Annotated in this window: 13 protein-coding genes and 1 pseudogene; 11 read left to right on the top strand and 3 right to left on the bottom strand. The window is 57.6% G+C overall.

What is annotated here, in order from left to right; translation table 11 throughout:
* The first annotated feature begins 16 nt into the window (after positions 1 to 16).
* Together GUI70_RS10875 and GUI70_RS10870 are read left to right on the top strand one after the other, a co-directional pair.
* The gene (locus GUI70_RS10875) at positions 17 to 445 is read left to right on the top strand and encodes a DUF5063 domain-containing protein (protein WP_237724844.1); all 429 of its coding nucleotides are present in this window, start codon (positions 17 to 19) and stop codon (positions 443 to 445) included.
* 11 nt (positions 446 to 456) lie between these two features.
* The gene (locus GUI70_RS10870; protein WP_161882342.1) at positions 457 to 1,392 is read left to right on the top strand and encodes an alpha/beta hydrolase; all 936 of its coding nucleotides are present in this window, start codon (positions 457 to 459) and stop codon (positions 1,390 to 1,392) included.
* A 4-nt stretch (positions 1,393 to 1,396) separates the two neighbouring features.
* Here the strand turns inward: GUI70_RS10870 and GUI70_RS10865 are convergent, their stop codons facing one another.
* Positions 1,397 to 3,007, bottom strand: coding sequence for an ABC-F family ATP-binding cassette domain-containing protein (locus GUI70_RS10865; protein WP_161882341.1), 1,611 nt, complete (start codon positions 3,005 to 3,007; stop codon positions 1,397 to 1,399).
* A gap of 248 nt (positions 3,008 to 3,255) precedes the next feature.
* On the opposite strand from GUI70_RS10865, the gene GUI70_RS23990 reads away from it, so the two are divergent.
* The 7 genes and pseudogenes from GUI70_RS23990 (at position 3,256) to GUI70_RS24985 (ending at position 8,196) form a co-directional block, all read left to right on the top strand.
* Positions 3,256 to 3,618: a hypothetical protein gene (locus GUI70_RS23990; protein WP_202630456.1), complete on the top strand. Its 363-nt coding sequence runs from the start codon at positions 3,256 to 3,258 to the stop codon at positions 3,616 to 3,618.
* Between the two features lie 60 nt (positions 3,619 to 3,678).
* Complete coding sequence (locus GUI70_RS25240; protein WP_368733634.1) at positions 3,679 to 3,945, top strand: HNH endonuclease; 267 nt, start codon at positions 3,679 to 3,681, stop codon at positions 3,943 to 3,945.
* A 28-nt stretch (positions 3,946 to 3,973) separates the two neighbouring features.
* Complete coding sequence (locus tag GUI70_RS10855) at positions 3,974 to 4,891, top strand: histone deacetylase family protein (RefSeq protein ID WP_161882340.1); 918 nt, start codon at positions 3,974 to 3,976, stop codon at positions 4,889 to 4,891.
* A gap of 132 nt (positions 4,892 to 5,023) precedes the next feature.
* A complete protein-coding gene (locus tag GUI70_RS10850) occupies positions 5,024 to 6,760 on the top strand; it encodes a peptide chain release factor 3 (RefSeq protein WP_161882339.1) in 1,737 nt (578 codons plus the stop codon).
* A gap of 84 nt (positions 6,761 to 6,844) precedes the next feature.
* The gene (locus tag GUI70_RS10845; RefSeq protein ID WP_161882338.1) at positions 6,845 to 7,432 is read left to right on the top strand and encodes a DedA family protein; all 588 of its coding nucleotides are present in this window, start codon (positions 6,845 to 6,847) and stop codon (positions 7,430 to 7,432) included.
* 245 nt (positions 7,433 to 7,677) lie between these two features.
* Positions 7,678 to 7,938, top strand: a pseudogene (locus tag GUI70_RS24990) (magnesium chelatase domain-containing protein); the annotation flags it as partial.
* Positions 7,912 to 8,196: an ATP-binding protein gene (locus tag GUI70_RS24985; RefSeq protein WP_272952871.1), complete on the top strand. Its 285-nt coding sequence runs from the start codon at positions 7,912 to 7,914 to the stop codon at positions 8,194 to 8,196. The pseudogene GUI70_RS24990 and the gene GUI70_RS24985, both read left to right, overlap by 27 nt.
* Here GUI70_RS24985 and GUI70_RS10835 read toward each other — a convergent pair.
* Positions 8,126 to 9,982: a recombinase family protein gene (locus tag GUI70_RS10835; RefSeq protein ID WP_161882337.1), complete on the bottom strand. Its 1,857-nt coding sequence runs from the start codon at positions 9,980 to 9,982 to the stop codon at positions 8,126 to 8,128. The genes GUI70_RS24985 and GUI70_RS10835 overlap by 71 nt on opposite strands.
* A gap of 408 nt (positions 9,983 to 10,390) precedes the next feature.
* Between GUI70_RS10835 and GUI70_RS10830 the strand changes: the two genes are divergently transcribed.
* Positions 10,391 to 11,020, top strand: coding sequence for a hypothetical protein (locus GUI70_RS10830; protein ID WP_161882336.1), 630 nt, complete (start codon positions 10,391 to 10,393; stop codon positions 11,018 to 11,020).
* A 127-nt stretch (positions 11,021 to 11,147) separates the two neighbouring features.
* On the opposite strand, the gene GUI70_RS10825 is transcribed toward GUI70_RS10830, so the two are convergent.
* On the bottom strand, positions 11,148 to 11,531 hold the full coding sequence (locus GUI70_RS10825; RefSeq protein WP_161882335.1) for a hypothetical protein: 384 nt from the start codon (positions 11,529 to 11,531) through the stop codon (positions 11,148 to 11,150).
* A 184-nt stretch (positions 11,532 to 11,715) separates the two neighbouring features.
* Between GUI70_RS10825 and GUI70_RS10820 the strand changes: the two genes are divergently transcribed.
* Entirely contained in the window at positions 11,716 to 12,264 is a 549-nt protein-coding gene (locus GUI70_RS10820) for a recombinase family protein (RefSeq protein WP_161882334.1), read from the top strand.
* Positions 12,265 to 12,379 lie beyond the last annotated feature (115 nt).

The following is a 12,379-nucleotide window of genomic DNA, read 5'->3' as shown; positions in this document are numbered from 1 at the left end:
AACGGCTCAGGAGTTGATGACGCACATCGTGGCGCCTGCTTTTGAGCTGTTTGTTGAACGCCGCGATGCCTCTTTGCTGGAGCTGGATTATGCCTTGCTTGCCGTGGTGAGCGTGGCCGAGGGCTTTCCCAACAATTTCGGCTGGCCGGAAGAGTTTCAATCGAAACTGAAGTACGAAACATTAAGAGCTGAGATCAGTCGGCAGTGGCCTGAGCTCGGTTTTTATGCCAAAGATCCCGGTGAAGAACTGGGAGAGCAGTTTTCCTCAGTGGGTGACGCGATTGATGACCTGACCGACATCGCTCTTGCTTTGGGACGCTCACTTGAAATTGCCCATGTCAATAATTCAGGTGCGGTTTCCCGACTCCGCTTCGGGTATGACACCCACTGGTGTCATCACGCGGCTGATTTAAGAAAACACCTCAACTGGCTTCTGAACAAATAATGGAGACCCCAATGCCACTAGACCCTGCCCTAAAAGAAGTCCTGCTTCAATTCGCCGCCGCGCCGCAGCCGAATGGCTTGGGCGAGATGCGCCAGATGGTGATCGCCAGCGCCGAGCGCACGCCCAAGCGCCCCACCAAGATCGCCGGGACCCGTGATCTGCTGATTCCTGGCCCCGAGTCCGAACTGCCTGCCCGCCTGTATCTGCCGCTGGGCGCGAAACCTGAAGGCGGCTGGCCGCTGACGGTCTTCTACCACGGTGGCGGCTTTGTGGCTTACAGCATCGAGACGCACGATCAGGTCTGCCGCGAGCTGTGTGAGGGGGCCAATACGGCAGTGCTGAGCGTGGAGTACCGCCTCGCTCCCGAACACAAGTTTCCCGCTCCGGTGGACGACGCCTACGCCGCTTTCGTGTGGGCTGCCGGGCATACCGCTGAACTGGGTGTGGACGCTTCCAAGCTGGCCGTTTCGGGTGACAGCGCGGGCGCGAGCCTCAGCATCGCCGTGACCCAGCGTGCCCGCGACGAACATGGCCCGGCCATCAAAGCGCAACTGCTGATCTATCCGGCCACCGATTTCGGCAATACCGAGCGTTATCCCTCACGGCAGGAAAACGGCAAGGACTACTTCCTGACCGAGGAGCGCATGAAGTTCTTCGGCGAAATGTACCTGGCCGACGCCCAGCACGCTTTTCACCCACACGTCAGCTCCATCAACGCCGACCTGGGGAATCTGCCGCCCGCCCTGGTACTCACCGCCGAGTTCGACCCGCTGCGCGACGAGGGCGCGGCCTACGCCGAGGCCCTCAAGAAAGCAGGCAACCGCGCCGAGCAGCAGAGCGGCCCCGGCATGATTCACGGCTTTGCCAACATGACTGCCCTGTCTCCGGCGGCTGCCGCCCTGATGGACACGGCGGCGGCCTGGTTGGGGCGCGAACTCAGCGCTTAGACCATCAGTCCGCCCGCACCCCGCCCGACCCGACGTTCCACACCCGCGTCGCCACCCGCTCGCGCAGCCGCCGGTCGTGGCTCGCCAGCAGCAGCGTGCCGGGAAAGCTTTGCAGCAACCCTTCCAGCGCCTCAATGGCCTTTACGTCGAGGTGGTTGGTGGGCTCGTCGAGCACCAGCAGCCCGGCGCGGGTCACGCCCAGCCGCGCCAGGGTCAGCCGGGTGCGCTGCCCGCCGGAGAGGTCGGCCACCCGGAAGCCGGGGTCGGGCGGCAGGCCCACCTGGGCGGCAATCTCATAGAGCTGGTGCGAAGTCAGCAGGGGGTTGGCGTCCAGCAGGGCGTCCTTGAGGGTAAGAAAGCTGGAGAGTTCCTCGCCCCCCTGTCCGGCAAAGTAAACCTGCACGCTCGTGCCCAGCCGCACACTGCCCGTCGAAGGCAGTCGGCCCAGCAATGCCAGCAGCAGCGTGCTCTTGCCACCGCCGTTTGGTCCGGTCAGCGCGATCTTCTCACCCCGGCGCACGTCCAGATCGACACCGCTCAGCACGGTGGTTTCGCCCCGGCGCACGTTCAGGCCGCGCACCGTCAGCACCTCGGCGGGTCCAGTCGGAGCGGAGGGCAGATCGAGGGTCAGGTGGCGGCGGTCGTCATAGGGCTTGTCGGTGGCTGCCGCGTCCAGTTGCGTCAGGCGGTGTTCCAGGGCCTTCGCGCGGCCCGCCAGCGTGTTGGAGACGCCCTCCGCCTTGTTCTTGGCGGCCAGCAGCGGTTTGTTTCCGGCGCGGCGGTGGCTGAACTTCCCAGCGCTGTGGGCCTGGCTGCTGAGCCGGGATTGTTCCTGGGTCAGGGCGCGGCGCTGGCGTTGCTGCGCTCGGTGGTCGCGCCCCTGCGCTTCCCGCAGCGTGCTTTTGAGGTCCATCGCCGCCGCGTAGTTGCCGGGATAGAGCGTCAGCCGCCCGCGTTCCAGTTCGGCGCTGCGGGTGGCTGACGCATCCAGAAAAGCCCGGTCATGCGAGGCCAGCACGAAGGCGGCGCGGCTGTGGACAATCCAGTCTTCCAGCCAACGCACCGACGCCTCGTCGAGGTGGTTGGTGGGTTCGTCGAGCAGATACACCTCCGCGGGGGAGAGCAGCAGCTGGGCCAGCAGTACGCGTCGGGTCTGCCCGCCCGAGAGCTGAGCTGTCAAGGCGTCTGGAGATAGGTCCAGGCCGCCCAGCACAGCCCGCGCTCGCGCCGCGAAGTCGTAGCCGCCCAGTACGCGGTACGTCTCCTCGGCGGCGCTGAAGGCGTCTAAGGCGCTCGGAGTCGCGCTGCTCAAGGCGTCGCTGGCGGCGGCGAGCGTTTGGGCAGCGGTTCGCAGCTCCGGCGGCGTCACCGCCTCCAGCACCTGGCCGGACGGCTGCGGCGCGTGCTGGGGTAGGTAGGCCAGGGTACCCGAGCGCTCGATCTGGCCGCTGTCGGGCTGCTCCAATCCGGCGATCAAGCGCAGCAGGGTCGTCTTGCCGCTGCCGTTCTCGCCAATGAGGGCCAGGCGTTCGGCGGGCTGCAGGGTCAGAGAAACGTCTTCGAAAATCAATTGGTCGCCGCGAGTGCGGGCGACATGGCTCAGCTTGAGCAGCATCTTCCCTCGGTATTGAATGTGGCAGCGCGGCCCCACGGGCAAAGCGGGGCGCACGGCAGGGCGCTCAGACAACGGGTGTCGTCTTCAGTCGGTGGACTGGGGGGCGCTTCTCACGAATCAAAACCTCTCACGGGCGGGAAGGAAAGCCGGACCTCAGGGAACCTGAGCGGGTCAAGGGGAGTGTAGCAAGTCTGTTGGCCGTGTGGCTTATCGGCCCCGCTCTCTTGCCTTTGAAGCTCTACACTCCGATGACTGTGGCCGATCAAATTCTCAGTTATATGCAGCTGTGTTTGCGCGAGAACGCCCACCTTCAGCGCAGTATGAATTTCAAATTGCACGGCGCTCACTCGGTTGTGCTGATGTCTACCCGTCCGGGAGCGCCCTATCACGATCTATGGCAGGCAGACGGTATGGTCCTGATTTACGAAGGGCATGACGAGCCCAAACGGGCAGGAAGTCCTGACCCCAAAACGCTGGACCAGCCGGAGTTTTTGCCCAGCGGTAGGCCGAGCGAGAAAGGTAAGTTCCACGCGGCGGCTCAGGCGGCCAAGCTGTCGCAAACAGCCCCGGAGCGCGTTCAGGTGTATGAAAAACTCCGGGCAGGCATTTGATCTGATGCTGGCGTTTTCAACTTGGTTGATTCCTGGCAAGAACAGAGCGGACCGCGCCGAGTGTTCAAGTTCCGCTTGACCCCCGTCGAAGATAGGGAGGTGCTTGCTCAGACACCCCGTCCGTCCAGACGCCGGGCCATTCCTACCTGGATCAAGATTGAAGTCTGGTGTCGTGATGAGGGCCGCTGTGTCGAGTGCGGGGCTACCGAAGATTTGCACTTCGATCACGTCTTGCCGTTTGTTAAAGGCGGCACCTCTCTCAAGTCTGAGAACGTACAACTGCTATGTGCCTACCACAACCTTTCAAAGGGAGACCGATTGCGTTGAGGAGCGGGGTCACCTTCTAGACTCAGCCGTGCCCCGTGCCTTCACACCCTTCCTGCATGCTGCCTACACCGATGCACCGCCGCCGCGCAGGCAGTTTCTGCCACGAGAGTACCTGCTGACTCTGTTGGCCGGGGCCGCCGAACGCTTCCCGCTGCTGGCGGCCCCAGATCTGCCCTGGGCGCTGGCTGAGCGCGTTCACGATCCGGCTTACCTGGCCCGCTGGCAAAGAGGCGAGGTCACCCGCCAGGAGGAGCGGGCGCTGGGCTTCGCCTGGCATCCAGCGGTGGTGCAGCGTGGGCTGGCGTCGTGCGGCGCGACCCTCAGCGCCACCTGGGACGCCCTCAGCACCGGCCTGGGTCTCAACCTGGGTGGCGGCACCCACCACGCCTACGCCAATCACGCCGAGGGCTTCTCCTTTCTCAACGATGTGGCGATTGCGGCCCAGCACGTCCTCGACGCCGGACTCGTCAGGAAGGTGCTGATTCTCGACTTGGACGTGCACCAGGGTAACGGCACCGCCAGCATCTTCGCTGACGAGGCGCGGGTCTTTACCCTCAGCGTTCACGCCGAACACAATTACCCGTTCAGGAAGGAAACCAGCACGCTGGACGTGGCCCTGCCCGATGGCACCGAGGACGCCGAGTATCTGGCGGTGCTGAGTGAGACGGTGCTGCCCGCTGTGCAGGAGTTTCGCCCCGATCTGCTGTTTTACCTGGCCGGAGCCGACGTGCTGGCAGGCGATCAACTGGGGCGGCTGGCCTTGAGTTTAGAGGGATTGCGGGCGCGCGACGAGCGAGTCTACAATTGGGCGGCCCGCACCCACACGCCGCTGGTGTCGCTGATGGCCGGGGGCTACCACCGCGACCCGGCCACGCTGGTGCAGGCGCGGCTGGCCACCCTGGACGCGGCGCTGGGGGCTTTTGCTGCCGCTCCAGACGCGGTATGATGAACGGATGATGTTTCTCCTCACGCCACATTGACCTGTTCGGTCGACCCGTTTGGCCCTGAGTCGCAGAAACGAACCTCAGTTCCGTGATCGCCGTTGTCGCTTGTTCGCCAGCGCCCGCAGGAGTGCCGTATGACCACCACCGATTCCCCCTTGATTGACTCCACTGTGCTGGACAGTGCCGTGACAGACACGGCGCTGCCAGACGTCGCCCGTTCAGAGACGCCCAGTTCTGACATTCCCAGCTCAGACGACGCGGACACCCCTTCACCTGCTGCCCCCAGCGCCACCGACGCCCAGCTGGAGCGCGAAATCCTGCGCCGCCGCACCTTCGCCATCATCTCGCACCCCGACGCGGGCAAAACCACCATCACCGAGAAACTGCTGCTCTACGGCGGCGCGATCCAGCAGGCTGGATCGGTCACCGCCCGCGAAGGGATGCGCCACACTACCTCCGACTGGATGAGCATCGAGCAGCAGCGCGGCATTTCGATTTCCAGCTCGGCGCTGACCTTCGAGTACGCGGGCCGCCACATCAACCTGCTCGACACCCCCGGTCACCAGGACTTCTCGGAAGACACCTACCGCACCCTGACCGCCGCCGACTCGGCACTGATGGTGCTCGACGCGGCCAGAGGCGTGCAGGCGCAGACCGAGAAGCTGTTCGCGGTGTGCCGCAACCGGGGCATTCCGATTCTCACCTTCATCAATAAGATGGACCGCCCTGCCGTCGATCCGTTCGAGCTGCTCGAACAGGTCGAGAGTACCCTCGGCATCGCGGCCATTCCGCTGACCTGGCCCATCGGTGACGGTCCCGACTTCAAGGGCGTCTACGACCTTCAGGCCAAGCAGGTGCTGGTCTTCGAGCGCACCGCACGCGGCAAGCAGCGCGCCCCGGTGCAGGTGGCGGGCCTGCACGACCCCGAGCTGCCCCGGCTGGTCGGCGCGGACCTGGCGGCCAAGCTCCGGCAGGACGTGGAGCTGATCGAGGGCGCGATGGACGCCTACGATCAGACAGCTTTCCTGGCGGGCGAGCTGACCCCGGTGTTCTTCGGCAGCGCCATGAACAACTTCGGCGTCGAGCACTTCCTGAGCCGCTTCGTGGACCTCGCGCCCGCCCCCGGCCCCACCGAGACCAACCTCGGCGAGCGCGATCCCGACGCGCCGTTCGCGGGCTTTATCTTCAAGCTCCAAGCCAATATGAGTAAGGCCCACCGCGACCGCACCGCCTACATGCGGGTCATGAGCGGCCACTTCGAGCGCGGCATGGACGTGACCCACACCCGCAGTGGGCGTAAGCTGCGGCTCTCGCAGGCCCATACCCTGTTTGCCCAGGACCGCGAGAAGGTCGAGGACGCCTACCCCGGTGACATCGTGGGGCTGGTCAACCCCGGCGTCTTTCAGATCGGAGACGTGATCAGCCTGGACACCAAACTCCAATTGCCGGGCTTCCCGAGGTTCACGCCCGAGACCTTCGCCACGCTGTCGCTGAAGGATGTGGGCAAGCGCAAGGCCTTCATGAAGGGCTTGACCCAGCTGGCCGAGGAGGGCGTGGTGCAGGTTTTTTACCCCACCGACGGTGCGCGCGATCCCTATCTGGGCGCGGTGGGGCCGCTGCAATTCGAGGTCTTTCAGGCCCGGCTCGCCGAGGAGTACGGCGTGGAGGTCGAGCTGCACGTCACCAGTTACGAGCTGGTGCGCTGGCTGGCCGGTGATACGGCGTCGGTGGCCCGCTTCGCCCGCCACGTCGAGGACGACCAGGGGCGCCCGGTGATGCTGTTCAGGAGTTCCTACGACCTCGACTACACCCAGACCCAACACCCCGAGATCGAGTTTCTGCCGCTGCCGAAAGACCTAACCCGGGTTTAAGCGTCTGGACGTTGGGTCCCCGGACCCTGGGGGTTTTACTTTCGGCTGACGCCCCGATCAGATGCCAGCCTGTAGACTCACCGAATGCTCGATCCGGAATACCTGCTCAAGACCTTCTCCTACCTGGGCCTGGCCCTGATCATCTTTGCCGAAACCGGGCTGCTGCTGGGCTTTTTTCTGCCGGGCGACAGCCTGCTGATCACGGCAGGGCTGTTCGCGGCGCGCGGCGACCTCAATCTGGGGGTGGTTATCGGGCTGACGGTGGTGGCGGCGTTTCTGGGCAACGTTTCGGGCTACGCCATCGGGCGGCAGTTCGGCCCTGCCGTGTTTGCCCGTGCCAGGTTTCTCAAACCCGAATACGTCGAGCAGGCCCGCGAGTACTTCGATAGGCGCGGCAACCAGACGCTGGTGCTGGCGCGCTTTGTGCCGATCATCCGCACGCTGGTGCCCACCCTGGCCGGAACTATCCAGATGAGTCCGCGCACCTTCATGATTGCCAATGCGGTAGGCGCGCTGCTGTGGGGCGCAGGCGTGCCGCTGGCGGGCTACGGTCTGGGCAAGATCATTCCGGCCGACGTGCTCGACAAGTACATCCTGGTGATCGTGGGCGTCATTCTGGTGGCCTCGTTTGTGCCGGTGCTGCTGGAAATCAACAAACGGCGCAGGCGCTGAAGCGGCCCGGGTTGCCGGGGCGCAAAAGAATTCGGTGATGGTGCGGCGGCTAGCGTGATCTTCATGCCCGCCGCTTTGTTTCGTGCCGCCCGCTTCACTTCTGCTGGAGTGCCCTGATGCTCGCCACCGCCTGCAGCGCTGCCCTCATCGGGGTGGACGCCGTGCTGGTCACGGTGGAGGTGGACGTGTCGCCGGGTCTGCCTGCCTTCAATATCGTGGGCCTGCCGGATTAGGCGGTCAGCGAGGCGCGCGAGCGGGTGCGGGCGGCGATTCGCAACAGCAATCTGCCGTTTCCGGCGGCCCGCATCACGGTCAACCTCGCGCCTGCCGATCTGCGTAAGGAAGGCCCGATGTACGATCTGCCGATTGCTCTGGGGCTGCTGGCTGCCCAGGAACTCTTGCCCGCCGGAGCGCTGTTGGGCACGCTGCTGGCCGGTGAGCTGGCACTCGACGGCAGCGTGCGGCCCGTCGGCGGCGCGGTGAATCTGGCGCTGCTCGCCGGACAAGAGGAGTTGGATGTGCTGCTGGGCGAGGTCAACGCCAGCGAGGCTGCCTTGATCGACGAGGTGAAGGTCTACCCGGCCCGCACCCTGCGCGAAGCGTTGCAGCACCTCTCGGGCCACGTGCCCCTGACCCCTGCCCAGGCCCCGGACTTCTCCGACGACGGCTCCGTGCCGCTTGATCTGGCTGACCTCAAAGGTCAGGGGCAAGCCCGCCGGGCGCTGGAAATCGCGCTGGCCGGTGGGCACAACCTGCTCCATTAGAGACAAAACCACGGCCTAGTGTATTTTCGTCCACTGGCATAGGGTTTTCTAGGCTCATCTCTATCCGTATAGTCTTTCTTCGCTTGCTGATTCCAGGTTCCGCAAAATCTGCTCGGAATCTCAGCCCTAGCAGGGCCATAAGGTAAGACACCTTTTCCCAGTCCTGATGGTCTACTGCCCCTGAGAGTTCCTGAACCGCACTACGAACCTTTGTCATTCGTGGGTGAATTCTGTGCCTAAGTTCTGGAATTATTTGATCTAATCCCAGATTCATGATTTCTAGACCTGAATAGCGCCTGTAAATTTCCTCCAAAAGTTTTTCGTCTTGTTCGTCAGGTTCCCACTCTCCAATTTCATGTAAAAGATTGTTAAATAGTGGTAAATCTAACTGAGAAAATGTTTTCTCAATCATATTCAGCTCCTGCTTAATGGGCGATTCTCTTTCTGCTAAATTATCTATCTCAAATTGTAATTCTTTGATGGCGGAATTAATCTCTGCAACAAAGTCTGGAAACTCTATGGGATCAGTCTCCAAAATTCTTTCACGGTATCTCTTACGGCGTATCTCTGCGCTGTCTCTTGAGGCTTTTATGGCGGTTATGTCTGCCATTAGGTTCATTGCTTTCATGTAATAGTCCATCAACTCTATCTCTAGTTCTGAAATAAACAATTCTGAGTCGAGGTTGTACAGGTAGGCTCTCAAAACTCTTTCTAGAATCACAGGACTAATCCCATGATTGCAGGCGTTTTCATATCTTACGTGCCTGTTTAGATTTCTATTACGCTTGTTGAGTTGTCCCGTAGGACATTTGAAAAGGGAACTTGCTAAGTTTCTACTCTCTTCATAATTGGCACGCTTTCCACATTCACACCACACAAGTTTCGTAAAAGGCTTGGGATTTTTTAGCTCGGTCCCCTTATGGTCATTTAGGCTGTTTGCCAAATTGACCGCTTGTGCCAACTCTAGAGATATGATAGCGGGATAAGTGTATTCAATCTCTGGATTATCCTTGCCCACAGGCTCTTTCGGTGAGTATCTGAGAATCTGTGGTATTCCTGCATAAACATTTGCGTAGGCAATAGTGCGTTTTAATGTACCTGGATGCCAATTGCTTTGTGGATTTCCCATGTAAGAAAGCTTTTCCGTATTTGCATATCTTAAAGTGGCCGACTTGCTACGGGTTTTCGCAAAATAGGTAAGTATAGAGCGGATAGTTTCACCATCAGATTCTACAACTTCTAAACTCACAAACTTTTGCTTAAGTCTTGCACCACTAGAGACTGTTCGGTATCCGTACGGCGCACGCTTGGCATAACTGCCTTTCTTAAATGCCAAAAGGCGATTAGGCTGAGTACGTGCCATCATTCTTAATCGTTCACCTTCAGCTTGTGCAATATTCCAGATTTGATCCGTAATACATTCCAGGTAACTTTCATATGTACGATTGGAACCTGCAATAGAAACGTCTCCACCTTTAGCGTATATGTCTTTGACAAACTGCTTAATAACTTCACTCTCACGTCCAACCCGGTCAATAGACATGAATGTGACATGTTGAATGATCTTTGAATCTAGTAATTCTAGTACCGTTCTTACTGCTTTTCGCTTTAGATAATCTGTTCCTGTTTGAACATCATGAAATTGGCCGTAAGTTTCCCAACCCATTCCATTCCCGTAACGTTCGCACGTATCCTTTTGGTACTCTTCGCTGAAATTTCCTCTTTGCCCGTCGCTAGATACCCTTGTGACTATCGCTTGTCTTTCCATAAAGACAGCATACGGCACTAAGGGAGTATAGACAGAAGGCAGGTATAAAAGATTTGCTAGGTCACTCCTGCTCTTCCCTTGCTAGAGCGGCTCTGGACAGGTTCTAGGCAGTCAGGCGGACAGGACGCCGATATCAGACGGCGTAACGCTCAACGGTTCTGTGCACATTTCGGAGTGGCTATAGATATACCTGAGAACGCTCAGGTATGGGAAATTCTGAGTTAGAATACAAATCTAATGACCCAAGAAGCACCGTCTGACATCGTCAGTCCACTTACTAATTTAGTACGTATAACCCGCCAACTCAGTACGCAAAACTTATCACAGGAATTTAGGAATAGGTATACTGTGAACGGCGGTTATCTTATGCTAGGTCCAAGTATCTCTTTTGTCTTAGGTAGGCCATTCATAAATGCTGGCTATTCCTTGATTGAAATTCTCGAAGATTACAAGGCTATGTTAGCCATATGTGATGCGTCTTTGAAATATGTGGAGAGGAACTCTCCAGCGAGAGCCAGAGACTCAAACATGGATGTAGTTAAAGGAATTACAAATCTCTACGAAGTTGCAAACCTAAATTCTGGCATAAATCATATTCATGGCTTCAGTCCAGACATTTTGACGAGAGCAGACATGATAGATCAGAATATATCTGAGAAAGAAGAACATTATCTTGTTCCACAACAGGAAATTGACGAACTAAGAGATAGGATAATAGATTTGCTTGATATAGTATCTAAGTCAAGCTTCAGTGATGAGATTAAGAACACGTTGTCAAAAACTTTGATGGAAATGTTGGACGGCATCACTAGAATAAACTTCATTGGGCCGGATAAGCTGTTCGAAAATATTAACGTTTTCATTGGAAAAAGCGTTCAGAATGTGGGCACTCATATGGGTGAGCCCGTTAAAAGTAAAAGCGCAGTGGAAATATTTAAAAGTGCTACCGAAATCGCAGAAAGCGCCCAGAAAATAGCTGAGGCTTCGCAAAAACTCATACCCATTTTTGTATTAGGTTATGCCGCTTTGAAAGTCTACTTCAAAGAATTACCATAATCATAGCATGGAAACCCGACCATGTGGTCTGATTTCCAGTGCGGGCTAGGAGGAACCTCCACCCATCTATGATTTGCTTGAGGTCTGACATGCCTCACGGTTCCAGGCACTTCGAAACAACCGTAAACTACTCTTTTACAATACGCTTTACACCCCCTGATTCGGTAGGCAACATATCATCTCTGGTTCCGCAAACGTCAACATAGTTTGTTAAATTGTTTCCAAAACGATCAAATCCTCCACAAAAGTTTCTGAAAAGACCGTAAATTCTCTTTAAGTCATTCCCAGTTAATTCTGCCTCGGTATACAAAATGTCTGAGGTCTTCGCTTCATCGTGTATTTTGTCTTGTAAAACTAAGAATTCATTCTTCAAATTTGAATTTGCATCTTCAAGTCCAGCTATTTTATTCTCTAGCGTAGTTATTCTCTCTTCAGTTATGGCACTTTTCTGCGGCTGATTACAGCTAACGCTAAGCGAGATCAGTAGTACGAAGCACCCAGTCTTTTTCATACTTGCTCCTTTGGTGATTGAGTAGTTTAAGTGTAACATAAATTACGTATCGCTAGTCAGATATGTCAATCTGGGGTATACCCATTCCTGACATCCGAAAACAGACAAAAAGGTGTCAGATTAGGGTCCACTTTAGTAATTTCTGACACTTTCAAGATAGATTCTTAGAGTCTAGACTGACACCATGACCGGAAAAGTTGTGGGGTACGTTCGTGTAAGTTCCTTTGAGCAGAATCCAGAGCGGCAGCTTGAGGGCCTCCAGGTGGACAAGCTTTTCACTGAGAAGATCAGCGGGAAGAACACGCACCGTCCTCAACTCAAAGCGTTGCTCGATTTCGTCAGGGAAGGCGATACGGTCATCGTCCATAGTCTTGACCGTCTTGCCCGCAACCTAGATGACCTACGGAACCTAGTCCAGACGCTCACAGGAAGGTCAGTAAGGGTACAGTTCGTCAAGGAAGGTCTGATCTTCACAGGAGAAGACTCTCCAATGTCCAACTTGCTCCTGAGCGTCATGGGAGCCTTTGCCGAGTTCGAGAGGTCTTTGATTCGGGAACGCCAGCAGGAAGGTATTTCCATCGCCAAGAAAAAGGGCGCATACAAAGGCCGGAAGCCTAGCCTTACCACGGCACAGGTAGCAGCGCTCAAAGCCCGTAGTGACGAACCTAAAGCCAAACTCGCAAGGGAATTTGGAGTCAGTCGAGAAACTATTTACCAGTACCTCAAAAATTGATCTGGGTGGGCAGAAGCTCAGTACCCGACAACTTCCGTTTAAGCCGCTCCTGGAGCTGAGAAAGAACTTATCAGCACTGTAAACAGCACGGCCAAGTCGTCTGGATCCCATCTCA

The sequence above is a fragment of the Deinococcus alpinitundrae genome, from assembly GCF_009982895.1.
GTDB classification, from domain to species: domain Bacteria; phylum Deinococcota; class Deinococci; order Deinococcales; family Deinococcaceae; genus Deinococcus; species Deinococcus alpinitundrae.
This window is presented reverse-complemented; position numbering and strand designations above follow the sequence as displayed.